This is a genomic window from Streptomyces sp. NPDC039424, from assembly GCF_055639495.1.
In genome coordinates, this window is sequence record NZ_JBVKAI010000001.1 from 454,792 (window position 1) to 481,184 (window position 26,393).

A 26,393-nucleotide genomic window follows, 5' to 3' on the forward strand; every position below is an offset into this window, starting at 1 on the left:
GGCTACCGGCTACCGGCTACCGGCTACCGGCTACCGGCTACCGGCGAGCACACTCCGCCGCCAGATCGTCCGCCAGCGCCGCGATCCGGGCCCTGCCCTCCACCTGCTCCAGCCACGCGTGCGGCAGCCCGTGGTCGCCGTGGCGGGCGCCGAGGATGTTGCCGCAGATGGAGCCCGTGGAGTCGCTGTCGCCCGAGTGGTTGACGGCGAGCAGCAGGGCGTCCTCGACGCGGTGGGTGGCGAGGGCGCTGTAGACGCCGATGGCGAGGGCTTCCTCGGCGATCCAGCCCGCGCCGAGTGTCTCCAGCCTCTCGGGGGTGGCGTCCCCGGCGGCGGCGAGGTCGAGGGCGTGGTTCAGGGCGGCGGTGGTCTCCTCGTGGCCGGGGTGGCGGGCGAGCAGGCGCAGGGTGCGCAGGACGGCGCCCTCGACGGAGTCCCCGGCCACGAGGTGGGTCACGATGGCGGCGAGCGCGCCGGCCGCGTAGTAGCCGGTGGGGTGGCCGTGGGTCATCTGGGCGCAGCGGGCGGCGAGGCCGAAGGCGCTGTCGGCGTCGGTGCCGGTGAGCCCGAAGGGTGCCGAGCGCATGACGGCGCCGCAGCCCTTGGAGTCGGGGTTGACGGGGCCGGGCGGGCCGAGTTCGGACCCGGGCGGGGGCACGTGGTCCTGGGCGAGTCCGGACAGGCAGGCGTTGCCGGGGGCGCGGCGGGCGTACAGCCAGGGTTCGGTGACGAGGCCGCCGCGCGGGCCCTCGTACGAGCCGCCCGTGGGCCGGGCGGTGTCGCTCGCCTCGGGGCCGGGCCTCAGCTGGGTCTCGAGCCAGCGTTCGTAGGCCCAGCGCAGCAGGCGGGGCAGGCCGCCGCCGATGACCTTGAGGCGTTCGCGTTCCACGGCCTGCCGGATGCCCTCGACGGTGAAGAGGGTCATCTGGGTGTCGTCGCTGATGCGGCCGGTGACGCCGTCGGAGTCGGGGACGAGCCCTCTCGCGCCGCGTGGGCCGTGGGCGGCGCGGATGGCGGCGAGGGAGCTGAACTCGACGGGATAGCCGAGGGCGTCGCCGAGTGCTCCGCCGAGGAGGCAGCCGCGGACTCTGGCCCGGTACACGGCCGTGGCCTCCCAGGACTGCTTCCAGGGCTCGTTCATGCGCACACTCCTCGACTACGGTCGTCCGTATGACCATTGTGTCCTCCAGGCCCGCCGTCCCGGCCGGGGCCCCCGCCGGGTCCGCCGCGGGGTCCGCCGCCAGAGCCTCCGCCCTGCCCGCCGCCGACAAGGGTGTCGGCCCGCTGCTGAGGGCCTGGCGGGAGCGGCGGCGGGTCAGTCAGCTGGACCTGGCGCTGCGTGCCGACTCCTCCGCCCGGCACATCAGCTTCATCGAGACGGGCCGGTCGCGGCCGAGCGAGGAGATGGTGCTGCGGCTGGCCGAGCATCTGGAGGTGCCGGTGCGGGAGCGCAACGCGCTGCTGCTGGCGGCCGGTTACGCCCCGCACTATCCGGAAACGCCCTTGGACGACCCGGGGCTGGAGGCGCTGCGGGACGGTATGGAGCGGCTGATCGGGGGGTACGAGCCGTATCCGGCGCTGGTGGTCGACGCGACGTACACGGTGGTGGCGGCCAACCGGGGCATCGCGATGCTGCTGGAGGGGGTTCCTCAGGCGTTGCTGGCGCCGTCGCCGAACGCGATGCGGCTGACGCTGCACCCGGAGGGTCTGGCGCCGCGCATCCTCAACCTGCGGGAGTGGCGCGGGCATCTGCTGGCGCAGATGGAGCGGCAGATCGCGCTGCACCGCTCGGACGCATTGCGCGCGCTGTACGAGGAGGTGGCCGCGTACCCGGTTCCGGACGAGGTGCCGGAGGAGGAATCCGGGGAGCCGGTCGCGTACTTCGCGCTGCCGATGCGGATCGAGCACGAGGGCCGGATCCTGTCCTTCGTGTCGTCGATCTCGACCTTCAACACTCCGATGGACGTGACGGTCGCCGAGTTGGCGATCGAGACGTTCCTGCCGGCGGATCCGGCGACGGCCAAGTACCTGCGTTCGCTGGTGGGTTGATCAACCCGGGTGTGCTGCCCGCACCATCCCGGCCAGGTGTGCCGGGCGGCCTCGCGTGTCACACTGCTCGCATGCTTCGGCGCGTAGGGGAGGACGTGGCGTGAGTGAGCGGCGGGCCGCGCCGACCGTGGGCCAGGTGGTGCTCGGCAAGCGGTTGCAGGAGTTGCGGGAGGCGGCGGGGCTGGGGCGGGACGAGGCCGCCCGGGTGCTGCGGGTGGCGTCCGCGACCGTGCGGCGGATGGAGATGGCCGAGGTCGCGCTGAAGATTCCCTACGTGCAGGTGCTGCTCGCGACGTACGGGGTGCCCGAGGAGGAGGCGGCCGCGTTCGTGACGCTGGCCGAGGAGGCCAATCAGCCGGGCTGGTGGCAGCGGTTCCACGATGTGCTGCCGGACTGGTTCAGCCTGTATGTGAGCCTGGAGGGCGCCGCGCGGATCATCCGCTCCTACGAGCCGCACTTCGTGCCCGGTCTGCTGCAGACGGAGGAGTACGCGCGGTCGGTGATGGAGGCGGGGACGATCGGGCAGACGGGGCCGGACACGATCGAGCGGCATGTGTCCCTGCGGATGGCCCGGCAGCGGCTGCTGGAGCGGGAGGATCCGCCGCACCTGTGGGTGATCATGGACGAGACGGTGCTGCGGCGGCCGGTGAGCGTGCGCGCCGAGGTGATGCGCGTCCAGTTGGACAAGCTGCTGGAGTACGCCGAGCGGGACCGGGTCACGGTTCAGGTCGCCGAGTTCGTGAAAGGGCCGCACCCGGGGACGTACGCGCCGTTCTCGCTGTTCCGTTTCGCCGAACCGGAGCTGCCGGACATGGTCTACACCGAGTACCTGACGGGGGCCCTGTATCTGGACTCCCGCAAGGAGGTCTCCGCGCATCTGGAGGTCCTGGACCATATGACGGCGCGCGCCGCGTCGGCGCAGCGCACCCGGAAGATCCTGCGGGAGTGCCGCGAGATGTACTGACCGGGCACCTTGACCGCGCGCCCTCCGATTCGCACAGCCCCACGCCGACGCACGCCGATCGGCGCCGACTCACACCGACTCACACCGACTCACACCGAGGAGCACACCCCGCATGACCGGATCCGATGCCGTCTCCCCCTTCATCGACACCAGCCGGCCCCATCCGGCCCGTGTGTACGACTGGTGGCTGGGCGGCAAGGACAACTACCCGGTGGACGAGGAACTGGCGCGGAAGATCCTCGCCGTGGACGGCACCGTGGTGCGCGGGGCGCGCGCCAACCGCCGGTTCATGCAGCGGGCGACCCGCGTGGTCGCCGGGGCGGGGGTACGGCAGTTCCTCGACATCGGTACCGGCATCCCCACCGAGCCGAATCTGCACCAGGTGGCTCAGGGGGTGGCTCCCGAGTCCAGGGTCGTGTACGCGGACAACGACCCGATCGTGCTGCGGCACGCCGAGGCGCTGCTGCACGGCTCCGCCGAGGGCAGCACCGACTATGTGCACGCGGACGTCCGCGACCCCGACACCATCCTGCGGCTGGCCACCGAGTCCCTGGACTTCTCCCGGCCCGTGGCGCTGTCGATGGTGGCGCTGACGCACTACCTCGGTGACGCCGCCGACGGGGACGACGTGCACGGTCTGCTCAAGCGGTACGCCGACGCCCTCGCCCCGGGCAGCTATCTGATCCTCTCCCAGGTCACCCCCGACCTGAACCCGGAGGCCATCGAGAAGGCCGCCGGTCTCTTCCGCCGCAACGGCACCCCGTTCTATCCGCGTTCTCTCGCCGAGTTCTCCCGTTTCTTCGAGGGGCTGGAGCTGCTGGGTCCCGGGGTCATCCCGGTCACCGGCTGGCGACCGGATCCCGAGGACGTGGCGGCCCAGGCGGAGGGCATCGTGCCCGTGTACGCGGGGGTGGCCCGCAAGCCCTGAGGGTCGCGGGTCCCGGCCGGAGCGGCCGCCGCCTAGGCCGCTCCGCCCTTGGCGTTCTTGTCGTCGTCGACGATCTCCGCGTCCACCACGCCGTCGTCGGACCCGCCGCGTTCCCGTTCCTCGCCGGGGCCGTCGCCCGCGGTGGGCTGGGACTGGGCCTGGGCGTACATGGCCTGGCCCATCTTCTGGCTGACGGAGGCGAGTTTCTCCACGCCGGTGCGCAGGGCGGCCGTGTCGGCGTTCTGTTCCAGCAGGGTCTTGAGTTCGGTGGCCGCCGTCTCGACCTCGCTCCTGGTGTCGGCGGGCACTTTGTCCTCGTTGTCCCGGAGGAACTTCTCCGTCTGGTAGACGAGTTGTTCGGCCTGGTTGCGGGTCTCGGCGGCCTCGCGGCGGTTGCGGTCCTCCTCGGCGTACTGTTCGGCGTCCCGCATCATGCGGTCGATGTCCTCCTTGGGCAGGGCCGAGCCGCCGGTCACGGTCATCTTCTGTTCGCGGCCGGTCGCCAGGTCCTTGGCGGAGACGTGCATGATCCCGTTGGCGTCGATGTCGAAGGCGACCTCGATCTGCGGGACGCCGCGCGGGGCGGGCGGCAGGCCGGTGAGGTCGAAGACGCCGAGCTTCTTGTTGTAGGCGGCGATCTCGCGTTCGCCCTGGTAGACCTGGATGCCGACCGAGGGCTGGTTGTCGGTGGCGGTGGTGAAGATCTCCGAACGGCGGGTGGGGATCGTGGTGTTGCGTTCGATCAGCTTGGTCATGATGCCGCCCTTGGTCTCGATGCCGAGGGACAGCGGGGTGACGTCGAGGAGGAGGACGTCCTTGACGTCGCCGCGGATGACGCCCGCCTGGAGGGCCGCGCCGACCGCGACCACCTCGTCGGGGTTGACGCCCTTGTGCGGGTCCTTTCCGGTGAGTTCCTTCACCAGGTCGGTGACGGCGGGCATCCGGGTGGAGCCGCCGACGAGGATGACGTGGTCGATCGCGGGGAGCTGGATGCCGGCGTCCCGGACCGCCTGGTGGAAGGGGGTCTTGCAGCGGTCGAGCAGGTCGGCGGTCAGCTCCTGGAACTGAGCCCGCGTCAGTTTCTCCTCCAGGTGCAACGGGCCCTCGGCGGAGGCGGTGATGTAGGGCAGGTTGATGCTGGTCTCGGACGAGGAGGACAGTTCGATCTTGGCTTTCTCGGCGGCCTCGCGCAGCCGCTGCACGGCCATCTTGTCGCCGGTGAGGTCGATGCCGTACTGCCCCTTGAAGCGCTTCGCGAGGTGTTCGACGATCCGCTGGTCCCAGTCGTCGCCGCCGAGGTGGGTGTCGCCGTTGGTGGCCTTCACCTCGATGACCCCGTCGCCGATCTCCAGCAGGGAGACGTCGAAGGTGCCGCCGCCGAGGTCGAAGACGAGGACGGTCTGCTCCTCGCCCCGGTCGAGGCCGTAGGCGAGGGCGGCGGCGGTCGGCTCGTTGATGATCCTCAAGACCTTCAGGCCCGCGATCTCGCCGGCCTCCTTGGTGGCCTGCCGCTGGGCGTCGTCGAAGTACGCGGGTACGGTGATCACCGCGTCGGTGACGTCCTCGCCGAGGTAGGCCTCCGCGTCCCGCTTCAGCTTCTGCAGCACCCGCGCCGACAGTTCCTGGGCGCGGTAGCGGGTGCCGTCGACGGAGCCCTGCTCGGGAAAGCGCCAGTGCGCGTCGCCCATGTGCCGTTTCACCGAGCGGGCGGTGCGCTCGACGTTGGTGACGGCCTGCCGTTTGGCGACCTCACCGACCAGTACCTCGCCGTTCTTGGCGAAAGCGACCACCGACGGGGTGGTCCTCGCCCCTTCGGCGTTGGCGACGACGGTGGGCTCGCCGCCTTCCAGGACGGCCACCACCGAGTTCGTCGTCCCGAGATCGATCCCGACCGCGTGTGCCATCTCTGGTCCCCTTCCGCCAGGGCGCCGGCGCCTCGCACTCCCAGCACAGAACCCGACCGGGCCGTTGTCAATGGCGGGTACCCCGGCGGGGCCGGACGAGACGGTGCCGCGCCCTGTCGATCATGGGCGCGGCACCGGGGGACGAAGGTCAGGCGAGCTTCGCCGAGAGGGTGATGGTGGTGCCGGTGAGGGCCTGGCTCACGGGGCAGTTCTTCTTGGCGTCCTCGGCGGCGGCGACGAACGCGTCGTTGTCGAGGCCGGGGACGCTGCCCTCGACGGTCAGGTGGATGCCGGTGATGCCCTCACCCGGCTGGAAGGTGACGTCGGCCGAGGTGACGAGCTTGGTGGGCGGGGTGCCCGCGCCGGCGAGGCCGTGCGACAGGGCCATGGAGAAGCAGCTGGAGTGGGCGGCGGCGATCAGCTCCTCGGGGCTGGTCTTGCCGTTCGCCTGCTCGGCGCGCGACGGCCACGACACCGGCTGCTGGCCGATGCCGGAGGAGTCGAAGGTGACGACGCCGTTGCCCTCGAGCAGGTTGCCTTCCCAGACGGTGTGTGCGGTGCGCGTGGTTGCCACGGTGTGTCCTTTCGCGTGGGGGCCCGGGTCCGGGTTCCGTCGCCCCCATCCGATCACATTCCGGCGGGCCGCACCCGCAGGAACCGTTCACCCCGGGTGAACGGCGAGCGGCGCTCAGGCGGCCCTCCGGTCCCGCTCCGTCTCGGTGTCCGCGACCGGTACCTCGGGCCCGTTCGACTCGCTCAGCCAGCGGCGCAGGACGCGGTGCACATGCTCGGCGCCGGCCAGCTCCTCCCCGTCACCGACGGGCGGGGACAGGTCGAGGGGGGACAGCAGGAAGGGGCGGGCCTGGGCGCCGCCGAGGCCGCCGTGGGAGCCGATCTGCTCCTCGAAGGCGAGGACTTCGCCGTCGGCGGGGTCGTGGAAGGAGTTGACCATGATGTCGGCGGTGTGCGGGAAGGAGTGGGTGCGGCGGACGGCGTCGGCGGCGCCGGGGCCGAAGACGGCCAGTGGGCCGGGGTCGTCGTCGAGCCGGGCGAGGGGGATCTCGGCGCCGTGCGCGCCGAGCACCACGCCGTCGTGCTCGGCGCTGCGCACCAGCAGGAAGCCGATGCCGGGGTGGTTGGCGAGGGTGGCGAGCAGCGCGGGGTGGCGGGCGTCGATCTCCTCCTTGGTCATGCGGTGGGGGACCTCGGGGAAGGAGATCAGGCCGAGGTTGCCGGAGGCGAGCACGATCGGCTCGGTGTGGGGGGCGGGGCGGTGGCGTTCGCCGCGTTCCTCGACCGGGCGGCGCAGGGCGGCGCGTACGGCGGCGCGGGCCTCGGCGCCGCTGTGGGTGCGTTCGGCCTTGCGCGGGACGGGCAGTCCGCAGCCGGCGCGGACCAGGTCGGCGAGGGTGAGGCCGTAGCGGGAGCGGAAGGTTTCGCCGGGGCTCTGCCCGTGGTCGGACAGGACGACGATCCGGTAGGGGCGGGGGGCGTGTTCGGCGACGTTCTCGATCAGGGCGAGGGAGCGGTCGAGGCGGGCCAGGACCTGCTGGGCGTCCCGGCTGCGCGGCCCGGAGTGGTGGGCGACCTCGTCGTAGGCGACCAGGTCGGCGTAGACGGCGGTGCGGCCGGCGAGCATGTCGCCCGTGACGGCGGCGACGACGACGTCGCGTTCGACGACGGTGGCGAAGGCCCGGACGAGGGGGTAGAGGCCGCCGCGTCCGACGCGGGGGCGCTGTCTGGCGATGCGGGCGCGGGTGGACTGGCCTATCTCGCGGGCGACCTCCGCGGTGAAGGACAGGGCGGTGCGTACGGCGTTGGCCGGGTCGGAGAAGTAGGCGAAGTAGCCGGCCCGGGAGCGGTTCTCGCGGCCGCGGCGGCGGGTGGCGATGGACAGGACGAGGGCCTGTTCCTCGGCGCCGCCGCTGAAGAGGTTGCCGCGGCTGGCGCCGTCGACGGTGAGCAGTCCGCCGTCGCCTGTATGCGATATCGCGCGGCGCTGCAGTTCGGCGGCGCTGGTCGGGCGATTGCATACCATCACCTCGTCCCTGTCCTTCTCGTACCAGCGGAAGGCGGGGATGTCGAAAGCGCTGCCGTGCAGTATGCCGAGCTGGCTGGCGCCGGTCTGGCTGGACCAGTCGGTGCGCCAGGGGGTGAGCCGGTGGGTGGGCCGTGCGCCGTCGCCGGCGGCGAGCCAGCGGCCGACGGTGGGCATGAGGCCCTTGGTGGCGGCGTCGGTGAGGACGTCGTGGCCCACGCCGTCGAGTTGGACGAAGACGGTGCCGGGGGCGGCCGGGCACGGGGGGTGTGCTCCGCGGCGGCGGTCGGCGAGCCGGTAGAGCCTGCGCCGGTAGGCGTCGTCGTCGCGGACGGTGAGGGCGGCGCCGGTGGCGGAGGCGACGGCGGACATCACGGCGGCGACGATGACGGCGGTCTCGGGTGCGGCCTCGCTGTCGCCGGAGGGGTTGATGCGCAGCGCGAGCAGCAGCAGTGAGCCGTTGAGGAAGAAGACCAGCAGGCCGAGGACGAGGGCGGGGACGAGGAGCAGCAGGCGTACGAGGAGGGGCCAGACGACGGCCGACAGGAGACCGAAGGCGCCGGCGCCGAGGGCGGCGGTGACGCCGATGCGGGTGGCGCTGTCGTCGTCGGCGGACTGCAGCCGGAAGTCGGGCAGCAGGCCGGCGAGGACGAGCATGGTGGCGGTGGAGACCGCCCACACGGTGATGCTCCGCCCGATCTGACTGGCGATCCGCCGCCACCGCCCGCCACGCACGCCGCGCACCCCTCACGTCCCGGGCCCGCGGCCGCCGCGGGCGTTCACGCCCCCACCCTGTCATACGGGGTGCGGGCACGGCGGGTTGTGCGGGCACGGCGGGATGTGCGGCTACCGTCCGTCGTATCCGGCGGTGGGCATCGACAGTCTGCGGTGTACGTGTGCCTTCATCTGCGCGTCGTAGCGCGGCTCGGCCCGTCCGACGGTCTCGACGCGGACCTGGCGCCGGGCGCACTCGGCGGTGAAGTCCTCGACGGAGGACAGCGCGGACTCGAGGACGCGGTGGCTGGGGGCGACGAACACGTCGAGTCCGGGGCGGACGCCGTCCCAGAGCGCGCAGTGGTCGTGGCGCAGCCGTCGTACGAGGAGTTCGCGGGTGACGACGTAGCCGTGCTCGGCGGCCCAGCGGGCGCACATGGCGTGCTGGCTGCGGGAGTCCACGAGGAAGGGGTCGATCTCCAGTTCCTCCAGGGGGGTCAGGCTGGCGATCGCGGTGACCCGTACCAGCGCGGCCCTGCCAAAGGCGCCCCGTATCTGTCCCATGGCGTCCCCCTCACCTCCGGGTTTCGCCGCCGACCCTACTCCTGCCCGTAGGCTTCGGGGGAGTCGTGCGAAGGAGGCAAACAAGGTGCCGGTGGAGATCACCTGGTGGGGTCACGCCACTTGCACGGTCGAGGATTCGGGCGCACGAGTGCTGACCGATCCTCTGTTCGCCCGCCGGCTCGCGCATCTGCGGCGCCGCCGGGGGGCGCTGCCTCCGCCGGGGGCCTGGCACGCGGATGTGGCGCTGGTGTCGCATCTGCACGCCGACCACCTGCATGTGCCGTCGCTGGCGCGGCTCGCCCCGGGTACGCGTCTGCTCGTGCCGCGGGGCGCGCCCCGGGCGGTGCCGGGGCTGCGCCGACTCGGCGGTCTGCGGATCACGGAGGTGGTTCCCGGGGACCTGGTCGAGGTGGGCCCGCTGGTGGTGCGGGTGGTGTCGGCGCTGCACGACGGGCGGCGGCTGCCGGTCGGTCCGCACCGCTCCCCCGCGCTCGGGTATGTCGTGGAGGGTGAGGCGCGGACGTACTTCGCCGGGGACACGGGCCTGTTCGAGTCGATGGCCGAGGAGGTCGGGCCGGTGGAGGTGGCGCTGCTGCCGGTGGGCGGCTGGGGGCCGTATCTCGGGGAGGGGCATCTGGACGCGGGGCGGGCGGCGCGGGCGCTGGCCCGGCTGGCGCCGCGCAGTGCGGTGCCGGTGCACTACGGGACGTACTGGCCGATCGGCATGGACGCGGTGCGCCCGCACGAGTTCCACGCGCCGGGCGACGAGTTCGTGCGGCTGGCGGCGGCGCACGCGCCGGAGGTGGCGGTGCACCGGCTCGGGCACGGGGAGAGCGTGCGCCTGGAGGTCGCCCGGTGATACGGCTCGCCGCCGCGGTGACCCTCGTACCGGCCGCGTCGGCCCAGCAGGCGTTCGGGTATCCGTCGCTGTTCCTGCTGGTGCTGATCGGGGCGCTGGTGCCGGTGGTGCCGACGGGGGCGCTGGTGAGTACGGCGGCGGTGGTGGCCTTCCATCAGACGGCGCCGTTCTCGCTGCTCCTGGTGTTCCTGACGGCGTCGCTGGCGGCGTTCCTGGGGGACGCGACGCTGTACTGGCTGGGGCGGCGCGGTATGGGGTCGAAGAACGGGTCGCGGTGGCTGGCGGCGATCCGGGCGCGGGCGCCGGAGGAACGGCTGGCGCAGGCGCAGGAGAAGCTCGCCGAGCACAATGTGGCGGTGCTGGTGCTGTCCCGGCTGGTGCCGGCGGGGCGGATACCGGTGATGCTGGCCTGTCTGATGGCCGAGTGGCCGCTCAGACGGTTCGCGCGGGGCAATCTGCCGGCGTGCCTGGCGTGGGCGGCGACGTATCAGGTGATCGGGATTCTGGGCGGGTCGCTGTTTCCCCGCCCGTGGGAGGGCGTGGTCGCGGCGGTCGCGCTGACCGTGCTGGTCAGCACGGCGCCGAGCATGTGGCGCCGGGCCCGCCGGGCCGTCAAGGCGTGAGGGAGCCCTGGGGCAGCACCCGTGAACCTCCCACCGGCAGGTCCCACAGGTCCTCCCGGTCCAGCCCCGCCTTCGCCCAGGCGGCGCGTACGCGGGTGAGCGGTTCCAGGACCGGCTCCGCCGAGAGGACGAACGCGCCCCAGTGCATGGGGGCCATGCGGCGGGCGCCGAGGTCGCGGGCGGCGCGGACCGCCTCCTCCGGGTCGCAGTGGACGTCGCTGAGCCACCAGCGCGGGTCGTAGGCGCCGATGGGCAGCAGGGCGAGGTCGATGCCGGGGTAGCGGCGGCCGATGCGGGAGAACCAGTGACCGTAGCCGGTGTCGCCGGCGAAGTAGACGCGCTGTCCGTCGGGGTCGGTGAGGACCCAGCCGCCCCACAGGCTGTGGCAGGTGTCGGTGAGGGTGCGCTTGGACCAGTGGTGGGCGGGGACGAAGTCGAAGCGGACGCCGGACAGTTCGGCCGCCTCCCACCAGTCCAGTTCGGTGATGGTGGTGAACCGGCGGCGGCGGAACCAGGCGCCGAGGCCGGCGGGGACGAACACCGGGGTGTCGCGCGGGAGTCTGCGCAGGGTGGGGGCGTCCAGGTGGTCGTAGTGGTTGTGGCTGATGACGACGGCGTCGACGTGTCCCAGGGCGTCCCAGTCGACGCCCACGGGGGTGATGCGGGCGGGGGTGCCGAGGATCCGGCGGGACCAGACGGGGTCGGTCAGGACGGTCAGCCCGCCTATGTGCACCACCCAGCTGGCGTGGCCGGCCCAGGTGACGGCGACGGTGCGGGCGTCGACGCGGGGCAGCGGGGCGGGGGCGTAGGGCAGGCGGGGGATGTCGGCGAGACCCTCCTTGCCTGGGCGTACGGCGCCCTCGCGGGCGAAGCGGGCGAGGGACTTGAGGCCGGGCAGCGGGGCGGTCAGCCGGTCGTGGAAGGTCCGCGGCCAGACGCGGGGCTCGCCCAGGGGGCGGGGTGGGGCGAGCGGCGGGCAGGGGGGTGCGAGGGGTGACGTGGCCGTCGGTTCGTCGGCTTCCGGTGTTGGGGTGGGGGTGGCCTGGGTGGTGGTCGACTCGGACTGCTGCGTCATCGAGGAGGCTCCCATCGCTGGGCGTCGTCGCGGAGATCGTCGAAGACCGACCTCAAGGAGATCAACGCGCGTTGCACGTGTGGCAGTTCCAACGGTTCGGGTGACGTGAGGCATTCCGTGCGTTCCTCGTCCGTGCCGCCCAGCAGCGGTCCGGTGGCCAGCCGCACGCGCAGCGCCCCGAGGTCGTCGCCGAAGCGGTGGCCGCCGGGTGCGGGCATGCCGAGCCGGGCGGTGAGGAAGTCCTCCAGTTCCTGCGCGTCGCCGACGCCGTGGGCGCCGAGCGCGGCGCGCAGCGGTTCGAGGTCGGCGTACAGGTGCCGGCCGGCCTGGGGCGGCCGGGCCAGGGCGCCCGCGGCGGTGACGGCGGTGTGTGCGGCGGCGGCCACGCGCGCGTGCAGGCGTACGGCGGCGGCGCGGCGTACGGTGACGGGCTCGGGTTCACCGAGCGCGTACCCGGCGGCGGCCGCGACCGGTTCGGCGACGCTCGCCCCGAGTGCGGTGAGGACGTCGAGCACGCGCGCGTGGAGCCCTGTTCCGGCGTCGGAGGCGGGGAAGCGGGCGACGGCGGCGGGCCAGCCGGGCGGCAGCAGGGATCCGGCCAGGTCGGTGACGACGGTGACGTGGTCGGGCAGCATCTCGGCCGGGCTGAGCAGCACCGTGCCGTGCGGGGCGTGCAGGGTGTCGCGCCAGGTCTCGTCGCTGACCAGGTGCAGCCCCTCGCCGGTGGCGGCCTCGAGGGTCTCGTGCAGCAGTTCGGGGGGTGCGACGGTGGCGGTCGGGTCGTCGGCGACGGAGAGCACCAGCAGGCGGGGGTCGCCGCCTTCGGCGCGGACGCGGCGTACGGTCTCCAGGAGGGCGTAGGGGTCGGGGACGCCGCCGGATTCGGCGGGGGTGGCGACGTGGAAGGCGGGCCTCCCCAGGAGGCGGGCGTACGGGGCCCACCAGGCGGCGCAGGGGCGGGGCACGAGGATGTCGCCGCCGAGCGCGGCGGTCAGCGCGAGCAGCAGCGAGGGGGCGCCGGGGCCGGCCGCCACGTGGCCGGCTTCGGTGGGCAGTCCGCGACGCGACCAGTAGCCGCACGCCGCGTCCAGCAGCGCCGGGCCGCCGCCGGCCGGCTGGCCGTCGGCGCGGTTCGCGGCGGCGGCGAGTACGGCGGAGAGTTCGGGCAGCACGGGCAGTCCGTCGCCGGGCGGGGGCGGGCCGAAGCGGACCGGGCCGTGGCCTTCGGGGGTGTGGGCTTCAGGGGTGTGGGCTTCAGGGGGCCGGCCGGTGGAGCCCTGGTGCGCGGGGCGGTGGCCGTGCGTGCCGTGACGGACGGGGCCGTGGCCTTCCGGGTCCGTCCGCCGCATGTCCGCCTCCGCGCAGTCCGTGGTGCCGTGTCCTGTAGTCCCGGTGTCTCTCCGGGGACCGTCCGGGTCCAGGGCCCCGGGTACCCGTCAGGTGCGCCTTCGCATCCGGTACACGGCGCCCGCGCCCGCCGTCGCGATCAGCACCGCGCCGGCGACCAGCGCGGGGACGGATCCGTCGAAGGTGCCGCCCTCCCCCGCGTGTGCGCCGCGCTGGACGGTGGCCGGGGCGCAGGAGGGGGCGGCGTGGGAGTCGGCGCAGACGTGGCCGCCGTCCTCCTTCGCGCCCGCGCAAGCCTGCGACCCGGCGCACTCCCGGCCGGCCTCGTCCCGGCCGGCCTGTCCCGTCCCGGTCCCGCCTGTCCCGTCTGTCCCGCCCGCGTCCGCACCGACGCCTCCGTCCTTCCCGCCCACACAGAACTGCGACCCCGCACACTCCCCAGCGGCCTCGTCCTGCCCGACGTCGAACTGCCCGACGTCGAACTGCCCGACGTCCGACTTCCCGGCGTCGCCCTGCCCAGTCCCGTCGAGCCCGCCCTGATCCTTCCCAACCTCGCCCGCCCCGCCCTGAACCTTTCCGACCTCGCCCGCCCCGCCGTCGACCTTCCCGATGTCGCCGATCCCGCTCCGGCCCGTCCCGCTCCCGTCCGTCCCGCCCGGCACCGTGAACTTCGCGCTCCCCGGCTCGCCTTCGCCACCGGTGGCCGTCGGACACGCGCCGTCGACGGTCCGCGCGGCGCCCGGGCCGGTGTCGCCGGGGGCGCCGGGGGTGACGCCGGCGGCGCCGCAGGGCTCGGAGACGGTGACGGCTCGGCCGGGCTGGACGGTGCCCGGGCGGAGCTGCGCCGCGGGGTCCGCGTACGCGACCGGCGCGATGGCGGACGCGGCCGCGGCCAGGGCGGCGACGGACAGGGCGCGTGCGGTGCGGCGCATGGGGCGGGCTCCTCGGAACGACGGCTGCGTCGGGCGCGGGGTACGCGCCCCTCGTCTGCCATCACAGCCCGCCGCACCCCGCGCCGCGCGCGGCCGGACCCCATTGGCGGGACACCGCAGGGCCTATCGGGTGATCCGGCGGCCGGCCGGGTTTGCGCCGCGGGAGGGCTTGACGGGACGGGTCCTACGCCACGTCCCTCATCACCTGCTCGCGCAGCCGGTCGCAGCAGCGGCTGATCAGCCGGGAGACGTGCATCTGCGAGATGCCCATCTGTTCGGCGATCCGGCTCTGGGTCATGTCGCCGAAGAACCGCATGTAGAGGATGGCCCGTTCGCGCTCGGGCAGTGCCGCGAGCCGGGGCTTGACCGCCTCGCGGTCGACGACGGTGTCGAGCGCGGGGTCGGGGGCGCCGAGCGCGTCGCTGAGCGAGTAGCCGTCCTCGCTGCCGGGCAGTTCCGCGTCCAGGGACAGCGCGGTGAAGCTCTCCAGCGCCTCCAGGCCGGCCCGCACGTCCTCCTCGCTCAGGCCGGCGTGCTCGGCGATCTCCGCGGCGGTGGGCCGGCGGCCGGGCGTGGTCTGGGAGAGGTCCTGGGAGGCGAACCGGACCCGGTTGCGCAGGTCCTGGATCCGGCGGGGCACGTGCAGGGTCCACATGTGGTCGCGGAAGTGCCGCTTGATCTCGCCGGTGACGGTGGGCACGGCGTAGCTCTCGAAGGCGTTGCCGCGTTCGGGGTCGTACCGGTCGACGGCCTTGACCAGGCCGAGGGCGGCGACCTGGCGCAGGTCCTCGTAGCTCTCGCCGCGGCTGCGGAAACGGCCGGCGAGCCGTTCGGCCATGGGCAGCCAGGCCTCGACGACCTTGTCGCGCAGCGCGTCGCGTTCGGCTCCCGGGGGGAGGGCGGCGAGGCGGCGGAAGGCGTCCGCGGTGTCGGGGGCGTCGTCGTGGGGGTGGTGCTTCGTGCTCGCTCGGTTCGGCATGGTGCGTAGCAACTCCCCTGGAGTGCTGGGTTCGAGGGTCACCGTGGGAGCGCATCCGGTCCGGACAGAGGCACCCGTGGCGACGACTCGCCGCTCCCACGGACGTGTGCCTCCTGTCCGAAGCACTGTGCCCGTGCGCCTGCCCCCGGCCGCCGGGGGCAAACACCCGCTTTCCCGACCGCGGGGCCCGGGGGCGGCCCCGCAGGTTTTCCGCATGCCGGGGCGGTCACTCGGAACGGGCTGACCGGATCGTCCGTTTCCCCCATCACCGGGAGGTTCACTCCATGAGCACCAAGGTGTCCGACCACGTCCTGGCGCGGCTGCGCGCATGGGGCGTGGAGCAGGTCTTCGGCTATCCCGGCGACGGTATCAACGGCCTGCTCGCGGCCTGGGGACGGGCCGAGGACCAGCCGCGATTCATCCAGTCCCGGCACGAGGAGATGTCCGCCTTCCAGGCGGTCGGCTACGCCAAGTTCTCCGGCCGTCTCGGGGTGTGCGCGGCAACCTCCGGTCCCGGCGCCATCCACCTGCTCAACGGCCTGTACGACGCCAAGCTGGACCATGTGCCGGTGCTGGCGATCGTCGGCCAGACGCACCGGACCGCGATGGGCGGCTCCTATCAGCAGGAGGTGGACCTGCACTCGCTGTTCAAGGACGTCGCGTCGGACTTCCTGGAGACGGTCACCGTCCCCGAACAGCTGCCGAACGTACTGGACCGGGCGATCCGCACCGCGTACGCCCGGCGCAGTCCGACGGCCGTCATCATCCCCGGTGACGTGCAGGAACTGGACTACTCGGCACCCACGCACGAGTTCAAGATGGTGCCCTCCAGCCTGGGCCTGAGCGACTGGACCTCGACCCCGGCCGACGACGCGCTGCGCAGGGCCGTGGACGTCCTGAACGCCGGGGACAAGCCGGCCATCCTGATCGGCCAGGGTGCCGCCGGCGCGGCGGCGGAGGTGGAGCGGATCGCGGAGCTGCTCGGCGCGGGCGTCGCCAAGGCGCTGCTGGGCAAGGACGCGCTCAGTGACGAACTGCCGTACGTCACCGGTTCGATCGGCCTGCTGGGCACGCGTGCGTCGTACGAGCTGATGCGGGACTGCGACACGCTGCTGACCATCGGTTCGTCCTTCCCGTACACGCAGTTCCTGCCGGAGTTCGGCAAGGCGCGGGGGGTGCAGATCGACATCGACCCGCACATGGTCGGGATGCGCTACCCGTACGAGGTGAACCTCGTCGGCGACGCCAAGGCGACCCTGCGGCGGCTGATCGCGCTGCTGGAGGCCGACCGCGACGGCCGCCCCCAGGACCGCGAGTGGTTCGACACCGTGTGCGCGAACGTGCGGCGCTGGCACGAGACGATGGAGCGGCGGGCGCAGCTGTCCGCCGACCCGATCAACCCGGAGTACGTGGCGCGGGCGCTGGACCCGCTGCTGCCGGACAACTCGATCATCACCTCGGACTCGGGTTCGGTGGCCAACTGGTACGCGCGGCACATCACCATGCGGCCGGGCATGCGCGGCTCGCTGTCCGGGACGCTGGCGACGATGGGCGCCGGTGTGCCGTACGCGATCGGCGCGAAGTTCGCGCATCCGGACCGGCCGGTGTTCGCGCTGGTCGGGGACGGCGCCATGCAGATGAACGGGCTGGCCGAGGTGATCACCGCCGCGAAGTACCAGGACCGGTGGACGGATCCGCGGCTGGTGTTCGCGGTGTGGAACAACCACGACCTCAACCAGGTCACCTGGGAGATGCGCGCGATGGAGGGCGCCCCGTCCTTCCTGCCCTCGCAGGCGCTGCCGGACGTGCAGTACGCGGCGTTCGCCCGCTCCCTGGGGCTGACCGGGATCCGGGTGGAGAAGCCGGAGGACGTCGAGGCGGGCTGGCGCGCGGCGCTGGAGGCGGACGGGCCCTCGGTGATCGAGTTCCTCACCGATCCGGCGGTGCCGCCGATTCCGCCGCACGCCACCTGGGAGCAGATGGAGGCGACGGCGGCCTCGATCCTCAAGGGCGACGCGGACCGCGGGTCGGTGATCAAGCAGGGGCTGAAGGCGAAGGTGCAGGAGTTCCTGCCGGGGCGGCACGGGGAGTAGAGGGCGGCTCGTTTCCGTCCCCCCGATCCCGTGTCGGCGTCCGGTGCTCGGGTACGCGGGGCAGACCCCGAAGATCTGGAGGGAGACATGCAGCGAGGCAGTGACCGGCTGAGCGTTCACCGGGACGACGAGATGAAGCACGAACTCCAGGGCCTGCTCCGGTCCGGGCACCCCACGCGCACCGAGGAGTGGCACGACCCGGAGCCGACCGCCGAGGACGATCCGGAGATCTGGGGCGGTCCGGTCGCGCCGGGACGCTCCGGAACGCTGGAGACGGTCCGGTTCGAGCTGGCCCGGATCCTGGGGCGCAGCGCGTTCCCGGCGCATCCGGCCGACCTGGCCCGGGGCCTGCGACGCAAGAACGCGCCGGACGCCCTGATCGAGGCGGTGGCGCGGCTGCCGCGCCAGACCCGCTACACCACCGTGCAGGAGCTGGCCGAGGCGCTGGTGGGCCGCGGATGAGCCGGGACAGGGCCGCGGAGATCGCCGCGGCGGGCGTCACCGTGGACGTCGGTGACGCCACCACCCGGTATCTGCTGTACGGGCTGCTGCCCGGCTGGTTCGTGCCGGGTGTGGCGGACTGGGTGATGCACCGGCGCACCCGGATCGAGGACACGGCCGGGACCAAGGAGTCCCTGATCCATTCGCTGATGATGGCGGAGGTGGGTCTGCCCATCGCGCTGACCCTGCGCTACGAGGTGAATCCGCTGCTGCTGACGGTGCAGCTGGGCGCGGCCGCCGTGCACGAGGCGACGGCGCTGTGGGACGTGCGGACGGCGGTCGGCAGCGACCGCGAGGTCAAGCCGGTCGAGCAGCACATCCACAGTTTCCTGGAGTCGCTGCCGTTCGCCGGGCTGAGTGCCCTGATGTGTCTGCACGCCGACCAGGTGCGGTCGTTGCTGCGCGGCGGCCGGGGCGACCCGGACGCGTGGCGCCTGGTGCCGCGCCGGCGCCCCTTGTCGCCCGGCTATCTGGCGGGCATCGGCGTGGCGATCGGCGCGTGCGTGCTCCTGCCGTACGGCGAGGAGCTGCTGCGCTGCCGGCGGGCGGCCAGGGCGAGGCGGAAGCGCGCGCGGGACAGCGCCCGGTGGGGTGCGACGGACGGACGCCGAGACGTCTCCCGGACGTCTTTCGAACGTGGAAAGGACCATGACGATCATGCGTATCGCGTTTCTGGTGGCACCTGAGGGCGTCGAGCAGGTCGAACTGACCGAGCCGTGGAAGGCGGCCTCGGACGCCGGGCACGAACCGGTGCTGGTGTCGACGAAGCCGGGGAAGGTGCAGGCTTTCGACCATCTGGACAAGGCGGACACGTTCGACGTGGACGAGGTGGTGGGCGAGACGTCGGCCGGCTCGTTCGGGGCGCTGGTCCTGCCGGGCGGGGTGGCCAATCCGGACTTCCTCAGGATGGACAAGAAGGCCGTCGCGTTCGTGAAGGGCTTCTTCGACGGGGGCCGTCCGGTCGCCGCGATCTGCCACGCCCCGTGGACGCTGGTCGAGGCGGACGTCGTACGGGGCCGGGTGCTGACCTCGTGGCCGAGCCTCGCGACGGACATCCGCAACGCGGGCGGCACCTGGGTGGACGAGCAGGTGAAGATCTGCGACCACGGCTCCAACCAGCTGGTCACCAGCCGCAAGCCGGACGACCTGAAGGCGTTCTGCGACGCGTTCCTGCACGTGTTCGCTGGGGAGGCCGGCTGATGGGCACACCTGCCGACCGCAAACAGGAGCAGCGCGAGGCGTTCCACGCCGACGACCCGGCGGCGGGTCCGCTCACCACCGACCAGGGTGTCGGCGTCGACCACACCGACGACTCGCTGACCGTCGGCGAGCGCGGGCCGACGCTGATGGAGGACTTCCACTTCCGGGAGAAGCTCACCCACTTCGACCACGAGCGGATCCCGGAGCGGGTGGTGCACGCGCGGGGCGCGGGCGCGTACGGCTTCTTCGAACCGTACGAGTCCTGCGCACCGTTCACGCGGGCGGCGTTCTTGCAGGACCCGTCCGTGCGGACGCCGGTGTTCGTGCGGTTCTCCACCGTGCAGGGCCCCAAGGGTTCGGCGGACACGGTGCGCGACGTGCGCGGTTTCGCCACGAAGTTCTATACGTCCGAGGGCAATTACGACCTGGTGGGGAACAACTTCCCGGTCTTCTTCATCCAGGACGGCATCAAGTTCCCGGACTTCGTGCACGCGGTGAAGCCGGAGCCGCACAACGACATCCCCACCGGCGCGTCCGCGCACGACACCCTGTGGGACTTCGTGTCGCTGCAGCCGGAGACGCTGCACGCGATCATGTGGCTGATGTCGGACCGGGCGATCCCGCGCAGCTACCGGATGATGCAGGGCTTCGGCGTGCACACCTTCCGGTTCGTGAACGCCGAGGGGCGCGGCACGTTCGTGAAGTTCCACTGGAAGCCGAAGCTGGGTGTGCATTCGCTGGTGTGGGACGAGGCGCAGGAGTGCCAGGGCCGCGACCCGGACTTCAACCGGCGCGACCTGTGGGACGCGATCGAGGCGGGTGAGTACCCGGAGTGGGAGCTGGGTGTCCAACTGGTGCCGGAGGAGGACGAGTTCGCGTTCGACTTCGATCTGCTGGACGCCACGAAGGTCATCCCGGAGGAGCAGGTGCCGGTGCGGCCGATCGGCCGTATGGTGCTGAACCGCAACCCGGAGAACTTCTTCGCCGAGACCGAGCAGGTCGCCTTCCACACGGCCAACGTGGTTCCGGGCATCGACTTCACCAACGACCCGCTGCTGCAGGCCAGGAACTTCTCCTACCTGGACACGCAGCTGATCCGGCTGGGCGGCCCCAACTTCACCCAGATACCGGTGAACCGGCCGGTGGCGCCGGTGCGCACCAACCACCGCGACGGCTACCACCAGGGCGCGATCCACCGGGGCACGAACTACTTCCCGAACTCCCTCGGCGGCGGCTGCCCGGCGCACGCCGGGGCCGGCGGGGCGGCGTTCACGCACTACACCGAGCGCGTGGACGGCGCGACGATCCGGCGGCGCAGTCCGAGCTTCCAGGACCACTACAGTCAGGCCGCGCTGTTCTGGCACAGCATGACCGACTGGGAGCGGCAGCACATCGTGGCGGCGTTCCGGTTCGAGCTGGGCAAGGTGGACGCGCGGACGGTGCGGGCGCGTACGGTCGAGCAGCTGGCCAGGGTGGACACCGAGCTGGCGGCGCAGGTGGCGAGCGGTATCGGGGTGCCCGAGCCGTCGGCCGTCGAGGCGGCGGGGGCCAAGCAGGTCTCGCCCGCGCTCAGCCTGGAGGCGCTGCGCGGCGACGGTTCGATCCGCACGCGGCAGATCGCGGTGCTGGTCACCGACGGCGTGGACGCCGAGCAGCTGGCGTCGGTGCGGGAGGTGCTGGCGGCCGAGGGGGCGATCGTGGAGGCGCTGTCGGCGACGGAGGGCACGGTGACGGGAATCGACGGTCGATCGTATACAGTCGACCGCGCTCTGCCCACGGTCGCCTCCGTCCTGTACGACGCCGTCCTGCTCCCCGGCGGCCCCACCGGCACCCCGGCGGTCATCGCGGACCCGGACGCGATGCGCTTCGTCCGCTCCGCCTACCGGCACGGCAAGGCGATCGGGGCACTGGGCTCGGGCGTCGGGATCCTGTCGGCACTGGAACCGGAGGGTCTGAGGCTGTCGACCGAGTTCCACCACGTGGTCAGCGACCAAGGCGTGGTCACGGACACCGCCCCGGGCGCCGCGCACGCGGACTTCGCCGAGGCGTTCGTGGCCGCCGTATCCGCCCACCGGCACTGGGGCAGGCCACCGCTGCACTGCTGACGGCGCACCGGCCGGCACTCTTGGGGGCTTCCCGTCCGGGGAGCCCCCGCGTCGTCATGTACCGGAGCCGTCGGGCGCCGCCGTCTCGGCGCAGCTCCGTTCTCGGGCGCCCTCCCGGGTGCGGCCCGCGGCCACCAGCCGGCGCGGGTTGCGGCGCAGGTACTCGCCCTCCAGCTGGGCCATGCGCTCGTTGTGGGCCCGCAGCGCGTCGTTCGAGCCGTACAGGAGCGTGTCGTGACGTGTGCGGTGGATCGTCTCCAGCTCTTTCATCAGCTGCTGGTCGTCCAGGCGGCTGGCGTCGACTCCGGTCATCGTGATGTCCCGCTCGTCGTGTTCGTTCATGCGGTACGGGTACCCGCCCGGCACGCACTACCCCCGAGCGGCATCCGGGAGGGAGCCATGGATCTCGCCTTTCTGCATCCACTGTACGAACATTCCGGCCCCTGGGCCTCCGTGTACGTCGACACCTCCAGGCACGCGGAGGACACACCGCACCAGCTGCACCTGACGGCCCAGGCGATGGCCCGGGACCTGGGGGAGCAGGGCGCGGACGACGCCACGTGCCGGGCGGTGCAGGAGGCGGTCGAGGAGTTGCGCCACTCCCCCGACCCGTACGGGCGGTCCCTGTTCGCGCGGGGCGGGGAGGTCGTGCTCGACCCGGTGCTGGCGCACACCCCGCCGGGCAGCCACGCCACGTGGGCCCCGCTGCCCCGCGTGACCCCGCTGCTGGATCTGGCGGGTGAGCACCCGGTGGCGATCGTCGCCTACGTCGATCGCCGCGGCGCCGACTTCGAGCTGCGCAGCTCGCTGGGACGGCAGAAGGCGGGCGCGGTCGTGGGCCGGCAGTGGCCGGTCCACCGCACCAGCAGCGCCGACTGGTCCGAGCGGCACTTCCAGCTGAAGGTGGAGAACACCTGGGAGCACAACGCGGCCGAGATCGCCGACGCGCTCGCCGTCTGCCAGGACGAGACCCGGGCGGACCTGCTGATCCTGGTCGGTGACGAGCGGGAGCGGCGCGAGGTGCGCGAGCGGCTGCCCAAGCGGCTGCACGACCGGGTGGTGGAGTCCGCGCACGGCACCGGCAGCAGGCTGCTGGACGACGAGGTGGAGCAGGTGCGCGCCGAGCACGTGCGGCGTGGGCTCGCGGCTCGGCTGGACCGGTTCCGGGCCGCCCGCTCCCAGGACGACGAGGGCCGCGTCGGCGCCGTCGAGGGCGTGCCCGCGCTGGTGGAGGCGGCCCGGGAGCACCGGATCGAGGAGCTGCTGCTCAGGCCGGACGGCCCCGACGCGCACCGCGAGGTGTGGATCGGGGAGGATCCGGACCAGCTGGCGGTGCGCCGCACCGAGCTGCAGATCCTCGGCGAGCAGCACTCCTGGTCCGTGCGCGCCGACGACGCGCTGATCCGCTCCGCCGTGGCCACGGACGCCGCCGCGCTGTCGTTGGCGGCGGTGCTCCGGGACACGGGGGACGACACCCCGGCGGGCGGCCTGGGCGCGCTGCTGCGCTGGAAGTGAGGACCGTCTGAGCCGGAGCGGGCCCGGTAGTCCCACCGCGGGGCTACCGGGCCCGCTCCACCCTGCGCTCGTCCCACACCGGCTCGGACGTCTCACGCACCCGGCCGTCGCTGCCGAAGACCAGGTAGCGGTCGAAGGAGCGGGCGAACCAGCGGTCGTGGGTGACCGCGAGGACCGTGCCCTCGAAGGCCTCCAGGCCCTCCTGGAGGGCTTCGGCGGACTCCAGGTCGAGGTTGTCGGTCGGCTCGTCCAGGAGCAGGGCCGTGACACCCTCCAGTTCCAGCAGAAGGATCTGGAAGCGGGCCTGCTGGCCGCCGGAGAGCTTCTCGAAGGGCTGCTCGGCCTGCTGGGTCAGCTCGTAGCGGCGCAGCCGGGACATGGCCGCGCCCCGGTCCTGGGAGTGCTCCTTCCACAGGATGTCGAGCAGTGTGCGGCCCTCCAGCTCCGGATGGGCGTGGGTCTGCGCGAAGTGCCCGGGCACCACCCGCGCGCCCAGCTTCCACGCTCCCGTGTGCGCCACCTCGTCGCCGGCGAGCAGACGCAGGAAGTGCGACTTGCCGGATCCGTTGGAGCCGAGGACGGCGACCCGTTCGCCGTAGAAGACCTCCAGGTCGAACGGTTTCATCAGGCCGGTCAGTTCCAGGCCCGCGCAGGTGACGGCCCGTACGCCGGTGCGGCCGCCCTTCAGGCGCATGCGGATGTCCTGCTCGCGCGGCGGCTCGGGCGGCGGTCCGGCCTCCTCGAACTTGCGCAGCCTGGTCTGCGCCGCCTGGTAGCGGGAGGCCAGTTCGTGGCTGACCGAGGCGGCCTGACGGAGGTTCAGGACCAGCTTCTTCAGCTGGGCGTGCTTCTCGTCCCAGCGGCGGCGCAGTTCCTCGAAGCGGGCGAAGCGTTCGCGGCGGGCCTCGTGGTAGGTGGCGAAGCCGCCGCCGTGCACCCAGGCGTCGGCGCCGGCCGGGCCGGGCTCGACGGAGACGATCTTCTCGGCGGCGCGGGCGAGGAGTTCGCGGTCGTGGGAGACGAACAGGACGGTCTTGCGGGTCTCCTTCAGCCGCTCCTCCAGCCAGCGCTTGCCGGGCACGTCCAGGTAGTTGTCCGGCTCGTCCAGCAGCAGCACCTCGTCGGTGCCGCGCAGCAGCGCCTCGAGGACCAGCCGCTTCTGCTCGCCGCCGGACAGGGTGCGCACCTGCCGCCACTGGGCCTGTTCGTAGGGGACGCCGAGCGCGGCCGTGGTGCACATGTCCCACAGTGTCTCGGCCTCGTAGCCGCGCGCCTCCGCCCAGTCGGCGAGGGCCTGCGCGTACGCCAGCTGGGCGGCCTCGTCGTCGACGGTCATGACGGCGTGCTCGGCCTCGTCGACCGCCTTCGCGGCCTCGCGGATGCGGGGCGGTGCGACGGAGACGAGCAGGTCGCGTACGGTCGTCTCGTCCCGTACGGAGCCGACGAACTGGCGCATCACGCCGAGGCCGCCGCTGACGGTGACCGTGCCCCCGTGGGGCTTGAGCTCCCCGGAGATCAGGCGGAGCAGGGTGGTCTTGCCGGCGCCGTTGGGGCCGACCAGGGCGACGGCGGCGCCTTCGCCGACCCGGAAGGACACGTCGCCGAGCAGGGTCCTCCCGTCGGGGAGGTGGTACTCGAGGTGCGCGGCTTCCAGGTGTCCCATGGGGTGGCATTCTCCGGGGCTCCCCCGACCTGGGGCAAACGCTTATCCGGTCGCGTCCAGCGGCTGCCCGGCCGGCCCGCTCTCCCCGGCGGGGGCCACCAGGGTGCCCTGCCAGGACAGCGCCTTGAAGCCGTCGGAGGGCGAGCCCTCCAGGATCACCACGCCGGTGTTGTCCAAGGGGCGGGCGGCGGCGAAGGGCACCTCGACGTTGCCGGCGCGGGCGGCGGTCCACATGCGGATGGCCGCGCCGTGGCTGACCAGGGCGACCGTGGAGGCGCCGCTGTCCGCGGCCTCGGCGACGACGGCGTCGTAGCGGGCCAGCGCCTCGGTGCCGCTCTCCCCGCCGGGCATGCGCAGCGCGGTGTCACCGGCCGCCCACGCGAACACCGTGCGCATGTACAGCTCGCCCCGTGCCGAGTGGCCGGGCAGCATCTCCAGGTCGCCCGCGGACACCTCGCGGATGCCGTCGCGGACGTTCACCTCCAGGCCGCGGGCGGCGGCCAGCGGGGCGGCCGTGAGCTGGGCGCGGATCAGGGTGGAGGCGTAGACGGCCTCGATGTCCTCACCCGCGAGGGCCTCGGGGAGGGCGGCGGCCTGTCGCTCGCCGAGCTCTGTCAGCCCCGGGCCGGGGGCGGCCGTGTCCAGCAGGAAACCGACGTTGGACGGGGTCTGGCCGTGCCGGACGAGGAGCAGGCGCATACGGGTTCCTTCCCCGTCGGACAGCCTCGGGTACACCGTCGGCCGACAAGAAACGGCCACTTCAGGGTATCCGCAGCCACATGAGCCCTGACGTCGACCTCACTGTCCCCCGGCCCGGCCGCCACGCCCTGCGTGAGAAGCTGCTCGCCCTGGACTGCCGGCTGTTCGAGGTGGCCGCCGAACGGCACTGGCCCGGCGCCGAGCGCGTGCTGCCCCGGCTGAGCCGGAGCGCGAACCACGGGGTGCTGTGGTTCGCGGCGGCCGCCGCCATGGCCGCCGCCCGGACCCCGCGCGCCCGCCGGGCCGCCGCCCGGGGCCTGGCCTCGCTGAGCCTGGCCTCCCTGACCATCAACACCCTCGGCAAGCGCTCGGTGCGCCGCCCCCGGCCGGTGCTGGACCCCGTGCCGCTGGTACGGCAGCTGAAGCGGCAGCCGATCACCACCTCGTTCCCCTCGGGCCACTCCGCCTCCGCGGCGGCCTTCGCCGCCGGGGTCGCCCTGGAGTCGCCGGCCTGGGGCGCGGTGGTGGCGCCGGTGGCGTTCTCGGTCGCCATGTCCCGCGTCTACACGGGCGTGCACTTCCCGAGCGACGTCCTGGCGGGCGCCGCCCTGGGGGTGGGCGCCGCGTACGCGGTCCGGGGCCTGGTGCCGACCCGCGCGCAGGGCAGCCCGCCCGCCCGGCCCCGCACCCAGGCCCCGGCACTCGAGGACGGCGAAGGCCTGGTGGTCGTGGCGAACACCGCCTCGGGCACCGCCGAGCGGGTACGCGCGCTGTGCGACGCCCTGCCGAAGGCCGAGGTCGTCGAGTGCGCGCCCGAGGAGATGCGGGCCGAACTGGAGAAGGCGGCCACGCGGGCGCGGGTGCTGGGGGTGTGCGGCGGCGACGGCACGGTGAACGCGGCCGCCGCCGTCGCCCTGCGCCACGGGCTGCCGCTCGCGGTGCTGCCCGGCGGGACGCTCAACCACTTCGCCTACGACCTGGGCGTGGAGGACGTACGCGACCTCGCCGGCGCCGTCCGGCGGGGCGAGGCCGTGCGGGTGGACGTCGGCCGGTTCGCGTGCCGCGACACCTCCGGCGTCTTCGTCAACACGCTGAGCCTCGGCGTCTATCCGGAGCTGGTGCGCGAGCGGGAGCGCTGGTCGAGCCGGATCGGCGGCTGGCCCGCCGGGGTGCTCGGCGCGCTGCGCGTGCTGCGCGCCGACCGGCATCCGCTGGCGGTCGAGGTCGGCGGCGAGACCCGCCCGCTGTGGCTGCTGTTCGTCGGCAACGGCGTCTACCACCGCATGGGCCTGGCGCCCGGCCGCCGGGCCGATCTGGCGGACGGGCTGCTGGACGTACGGGTGGTGCACGGCAGCCGCAGGCCCGCGCTGCGCCTGCTCGCCGCCGCCGCGGCGGGCCCGCTGACCCGCTCCCCGGCGCACGCGGCGGTGCAGGTGAACCGGCTGCGCCTGGCCGGGGTCGCGCCGGGCACGCCGCTGGCGTACGACGGTGAGGTCACCGAGGTGGGGGGCGAGGTGACGCTGGAGAAGCTGCCCGAGGCACTGACGGTGTACCGGCCCTTCGGTCAGTCCACATTGTAAAACGCCGGTCTCAAAATGCGGTTGGCGCGCGTACGGTGAGGCGTACCGACGACCAAGGGGT

Annotated in this window: 24 protein-coding genes; 12 read left to right on the top strand and 12 right to left on the bottom strand. The window is 73.2% G+C overall.

Annotated elements, in window-relative coordinates; all coding sequences use genetic code 11:
* Window positions 1–37 precede the first annotated feature (37 nt).
* Window positions 38–1,141, bottom strand: coding sequence for an ADP-ribosylglycohydrolase family protein (locus ACZ7L0_RS02115; protein ID WP_471240455.1), 1,104 nt, complete (start codon window positions 1,139–1,141; stop codon window positions 38–40).
* Window positions 1,142–1,170: 29 nt separating this feature from the next.
* Between ACZ7L0_RS02115 and ACZ7L0_RS02120 the strand changes: the two genes are divergently transcribed.
* From ACZ7L0_RS02120 to ACZ7L0_RS02130, 3 genes are all read left to right on the top strand, one after another.
* A complete protein-coding gene (locus ACZ7L0_RS02120; RefSeq protein WP_471240456.1) occupies window positions 1,171–2,049 on the top strand; it encodes a helix-turn-helix domain-containing protein in 879 nt (292 codons plus the stop codon).
* 100 nt (window positions 2,050–2,149) lie between these two features.
* Entirely contained in the window at window positions 2,150–3,013 is an 864-nt protein-coding gene (locus ACZ7L0_RS02125) for a helix-turn-helix domain-containing protein (protein WP_471240457.1), read from the top strand.
* A gap of 112 nt (window positions 3,014–3,125) precedes the next feature.
* The gene (locus tag ACZ7L0_RS02130; RefSeq protein ID WP_471240458.1) at window positions 3,126–3,941 is read left to right on the top strand and encodes an SAM-dependent methyltransferase; all 816 of its coding nucleotides are present in this window, start codon (window positions 3,126–3,128) and stop codon (window positions 3,939–3,941) included.
* Between the two features lie 32 nt (window positions 3,942–3,973).
* Here the strand turns inward: ACZ7L0_RS02130 and dnaK are convergent, their stop codons facing one another.
* The 4 genes from dnaK to ACZ7L0_RS02150 form a co-directional block, all read right to left on the bottom strand.
* Window positions 3,974–5,845: a molecular chaperone DnaK gene (gene dnaK, locus ACZ7L0_RS02135; protein WP_471240459.1), complete on the bottom strand. Its 1,872-nt coding sequence runs from the start codon at window positions 5,843–5,845 to the stop codon at window positions 3,974–3,976.
* Between the two features lie 148 nt (window positions 5,846–5,993).
* Window positions 5,994–6,419 carry an OsmC family protein gene (locus ACZ7L0_RS02140; protein ID WP_471240460.1) on the bottom strand — a complete coding sequence of 142 codons (426 nt, stop codon included), beginning with the start codon at window positions 6,417–6,419 and terminating at the stop codon, window positions 5,994–5,996.
* Window positions 6,420–6,533: 114 nt separating this feature from the next.
* On the bottom strand, window positions 6,534–8,627 hold the full coding sequence (locus ACZ7L0_RS02145) for a phage holin family protein (RefSeq protein WP_471240461.1): 2,094 nt from the start codon (window positions 8,625–8,627) through the stop codon (window positions 6,534–6,536).
* A 102-nt stretch (window positions 8,628–8,729) separates the two neighbouring features.
* Window positions 8,730–9,161: a hypothetical protein gene (locus ACZ7L0_RS02150; protein ID WP_471240462.1), complete on the bottom strand. Its 432-nt coding sequence runs from the start codon at window positions 9,159–9,161 to the stop codon at window positions 8,730–8,732.
* 85 nt (window positions 9,162–9,246) lie between these two features.
* Between ACZ7L0_RS02150 and ACZ7L0_RS02155 the strand changes: the two genes are divergently transcribed.
* On the top strand, window positions 9,247–10,020 hold the full coding sequence (locus ACZ7L0_RS02155; protein ID WP_471240463.1) for an MBL fold metallo-hydrolase: 774 nt from the start codon (window positions 9,247–9,249) through the stop codon (window positions 10,018–10,020).
* Window positions 10,017–10,643, top strand: a complete 627-nt coding sequence (locus ACZ7L0_RS02160; RefSeq protein WP_471240464.1) for a DedA family protein — start codon at window positions 10,017–10,019, stop codon at window positions 10,641–10,643. The genes ACZ7L0_RS02155 and ACZ7L0_RS02160 overlap by 4 nt, the downstream gene beginning before the upstream one ends.
* Here ACZ7L0_RS02160 and ACZ7L0_RS02165 read toward each other — a convergent pair.
* The 4 genes from ACZ7L0_RS02165 to ACZ7L0_RS02180 all read right to left on the bottom strand — a co-directional run bounded on the left by ACZ7L0_RS02165 (window position 10,633) and on the right by ACZ7L0_RS02180 (window position 14,976).
* Complete coding sequence (locus tag ACZ7L0_RS02165; RefSeq protein WP_471240465.1) at window positions 10,633–11,718, bottom strand: MBL fold metallo-hydrolase; 1,086 nt, start codon at window positions 11,716–11,718, stop codon at window positions 10,633–10,635. The genes ACZ7L0_RS02160 and ACZ7L0_RS02165 overlap by 11 nt on opposite strands.
* A complete protein-coding gene (locus ACZ7L0_RS02170; RefSeq protein ID WP_471240466.1) occupies window positions 11,715–13,067 on the bottom strand; it encodes an aminotransferase class I/II-fold pyridoxal phosphate-dependent enzyme in 1,353 nt (450 codons plus the stop codon). The genes ACZ7L0_RS02165 and ACZ7L0_RS02170 overlap by 4 nt, the downstream gene beginning before the upstream one ends.
* An 87-nt stretch (window positions 13,068–13,154) precedes the next feature.
* Window positions 13,155–13,997 (bottom strand): hypothetical protein, encoded by an 843-nt coding sequence (locus ACZ7L0_RS02175; protein ID WP_471240467.1) that lies wholly within the window; start codon window positions 13,995–13,997, stop codon window positions 13,155–13,157.
* A 184-nt stretch (window positions 13,998–14,181) separates the two neighbouring features.
* Window positions 14,182–14,976 (bottom strand): RNA polymerase sigma factor SigF, encoded by a 795-nt coding sequence (locus ACZ7L0_RS02180; RefSeq protein ID WP_471240468.1) that lies wholly within the window; start codon window positions 14,974–14,976, stop codon window positions 14,182–14,184.
* A gap of 284 nt (window positions 14,977–15,260) precedes the next feature.
* Between ACZ7L0_RS02180 and ACZ7L0_RS02185 the strand changes: the two genes are divergently transcribed.
* The 5 genes from ACZ7L0_RS02185 to ACZ7L0_RS02205 all read left to right on the top strand — a co-directional run bounded on the left by ACZ7L0_RS02185 (window position 15,261) and on the right by ACZ7L0_RS02205 (window position 20,875).
* Window positions 15,261–17,069, top strand: coding sequence for a thiamine pyrophosphate-requiring protein (locus ACZ7L0_RS02185; protein ID WP_471240469.1), 1,809 nt, complete (start codon window positions 15,261–15,263; stop codon window positions 17,067–17,069).
* Between the two features lie 87 nt (window positions 17,070–17,156).
* Window positions 17,157–17,531: a DUF2795 domain-containing protein gene (locus ACZ7L0_RS02190; protein ID WP_471240470.1), complete on the top strand. Its 375-nt coding sequence runs from the start codon at window positions 17,157–17,159 to the stop codon at window positions 17,529–17,531.
* Window positions 17,528–18,256, top strand: a complete 729-nt coding sequence (locus ACZ7L0_RS02195; protein WP_471240471.1) for a diguanylate cyclase — start codon at window positions 17,528–17,530, stop codon at window positions 18,254–18,256. Before ACZ7L0_RS02190 ends, ACZ7L0_RS02195 begins: the two co-directional genes overlap by 4 nt.
* Window positions 18,228–18,770: a type 1 glutamine amidotransferase domain-containing protein gene (locus ACZ7L0_RS02200; RefSeq protein WP_471240472.1), complete on the top strand. Its 543-nt coding sequence runs from the start codon at window positions 18,228–18,230 to the stop codon at window positions 18,768–18,770. Before ACZ7L0_RS02195 ends, ACZ7L0_RS02200 begins: the two co-directional genes overlap by 29 nt.
* A complete protein-coding gene (locus ACZ7L0_RS02205) occupies window positions 18,770–20,875 on the top strand; it encodes a catalase (RefSeq protein ID WP_471240473.1) in 2,106 nt (701 codons plus the stop codon). The genes ACZ7L0_RS02200 and ACZ7L0_RS02205 overlap by 1 nt, the downstream gene beginning before the upstream one ends.
* A gap of 54 nt (window positions 20,876–20,929) precedes the next feature.
* On the opposite strand, the gene ACZ7L0_RS02210 is transcribed toward ACZ7L0_RS02205, so the two are convergent.
* Window positions 20,930–21,217 (bottom strand): DUF6158 family protein, encoded by a 288-nt coding sequence (locus ACZ7L0_RS02210; RefSeq protein ID WP_471240474.1) that lies wholly within the window; start codon window positions 21,215–21,217, stop codon window positions 20,930–20,932.
* A 57-nt stretch (window positions 21,218–21,274) separates the two neighbouring features.
* Here ACZ7L0_RS02210 and ACZ7L0_RS02215 point away from each other — a divergent pair, with 57 nt between their 5' ends.
* Window positions 21,275–22,390, top strand: coding sequence for a baeRF2 domain-containing protein (locus ACZ7L0_RS02215; protein WP_471240475.1), 1,116 nt, complete (start codon window positions 21,275–21,277; stop codon window positions 22,388–22,390).
* A gap of 43 nt (window positions 22,391–22,433) precedes the next feature.
* On the opposite strand, the gene ACZ7L0_RS02220 is transcribed toward ACZ7L0_RS02215, so the two are convergent.
* Together ACZ7L0_RS02220 and ACZ7L0_RS02225 are read right to left on the bottom strand one after the other, a co-directional pair.
* A complete protein-coding gene (locus tag ACZ7L0_RS02220) occupies window positions 22,434–24,053 on the bottom strand; it encodes an ABC-F family ATP-binding cassette domain-containing protein (RefSeq protein WP_471240476.1) in 1,620 nt (539 codons plus the stop codon).
* Between the two features lie 42 nt (window positions 24,054–24,095).
* Complete coding sequence (locus ACZ7L0_RS02225; protein ID WP_471240477.1) at window positions 24,096–24,752, bottom strand: histidine phosphatase family protein; 657 nt, start codon at window positions 24,750–24,752, stop codon at window positions 24,096–24,098.
* An 80-nt stretch (window positions 24,753–24,832) separates the two neighbouring features.
* Between ACZ7L0_RS02225 and ACZ7L0_RS02230 the strand changes: the two genes are divergently transcribed.
* Window positions 24,833–26,332, top strand: a complete 1,500-nt coding sequence (locus tag ACZ7L0_RS02230; RefSeq protein ID WP_471240478.1) for a phosphatase PAP2 family protein — start codon at window positions 24,833–24,835, stop codon at window positions 26,330–26,332.
* The last annotated feature ends 61 nt before the right edge of the window (window positions 26,333–26,393 follow it).

Excerpts from the sequence above, each read along its gene's own strand:
- ACZ7L0_RS02115 (WP_471240455.1), bottom strand. The coding sequence starts at position 1,141 with ATGAACGAGCCCTGGAAGCAGTCCTGGGAGGCCACGGCCGTGTACCGG.
- ACZ7L0_RS02120 (WP_471240456.1), top strand. The coding sequence starts at position 1,171 with ATGACCATTGTGTCCTCCAGGCCCGCCGTCCCGGCCGGGGCCCCCGCC.
- ACZ7L0_RS02130 (WP_471240458.1), top strand. The coding sequence starts at position 3,126 with ATGACCGGATCCGATGCCGTCTCCCCCTTCATCGACACCAGCCGGCCC.
- dnaK (WP_471240459.1), bottom strand. The coding sequence starts at position 5,845 with ATGGCACACGCGGTCGGGATCGATCTCGGGACGACGAACTCGGTGGTG.
- ACZ7L0_RS02150 (WP_471240462.1), bottom strand. The coding sequence starts at position 9,161 with ATGGGACAGATACGGGGCGCCTTTGGCAGGGCCGCGCTGGTACGGGTC.
- ACZ7L0_RS02165 (WP_471240465.1), bottom strand. The coding sequence starts at position 11,718 with ATGACGCAGCAGTCCGAGTCGACCACCACCCAGGCCACCCCCACCCCA.
- ACZ7L0_RS02170 (WP_471240466.1), bottom strand. The coding sequence starts at position 13,067 with ATGCGGCGGACGGACCCGGAAGGCCACGGCCCCGTCCGTCACGGCACG.
- ACZ7L0_RS02175 (WP_471240467.1), bottom strand. The coding sequence starts at position 13,997 with ATGCGCCGCACCGCACGCGCCCTGTCCGTCGCCGCCCTGGCCGCGGCC.
- ACZ7L0_RS02180 (WP_471240468.1), bottom strand. The coding sequence starts at position 14,976 with ATGCCGAACCGAGCGAGCACGAAGCACCACCCCCACGACGACGCCCCC.
- ACZ7L0_RS02185 (WP_471240469.1), top strand. The coding sequence starts at position 15,261 with ATGAGCACCAAGGTGTCCGACCACGTCCTGGCGCGGCTGCGCGCATGG.
- ACZ7L0_RS02190 (WP_471240470.1), top strand. The coding sequence starts at position 17,157 with ATGCAGCGAGGCAGTGACCGGCTGAGCGTTCACCGGGACGACGAGATG.
- ACZ7L0_RS02195 (WP_471240471.1), top strand. The coding sequence starts at position 17,528 with ATGAGCCGGGACAGGGCCGCGGAGATCGCCGCGGCGGGCGTCACCGTG.
- ACZ7L0_RS02200 (WP_471240472.1), top strand. The coding sequence starts at position 18,228 with ATGCGTATCGCGTTTCTGGTGGCACCTGAGGGCGTCGAGCAGGTCGAA.
- ACZ7L0_RS02205 (WP_471240473.1), top strand. The coding sequence starts at position 18,770 with ATGGGCACACCTGCCGACCGCAAACAGGAGCAGCGCGAGGCGTTCCAC.
- ACZ7L0_RS02210 (WP_471240474.1), bottom strand. The coding sequence starts at position 21,217 with ATGAACGAACACGACGAGCGGGACATCACGATGACCGGAGTCGACGCC.
- ACZ7L0_RS02215 (WP_471240475.1), top strand. The coding sequence starts at position 21,275 with ATGGATCTCGCCTTTCTGCATCCACTGTACGAACATTCCGGCCCCTGG.
- ACZ7L0_RS02220 (WP_471240476.1), bottom strand. The coding sequence starts at position 24,053 with ATGGGACACCTGGAAGCCGCGCACCTCGAGTACCACCTCCCCGACGGG.
- ACZ7L0_RS02225 (WP_471240477.1), bottom strand. The coding sequence starts at position 24,752 with ATGCGCCTGCTCCTCGTCCGGCACGGCCAGACCCCGTCCAACGTCGGT.
- ACZ7L0_RS02230 (WP_471240478.1), top strand. The coding sequence starts at position 24,833 with ATGAGCCCTGACGTCGACCTCACTGTCCCCCGGCCCGGCCGCCACGCC.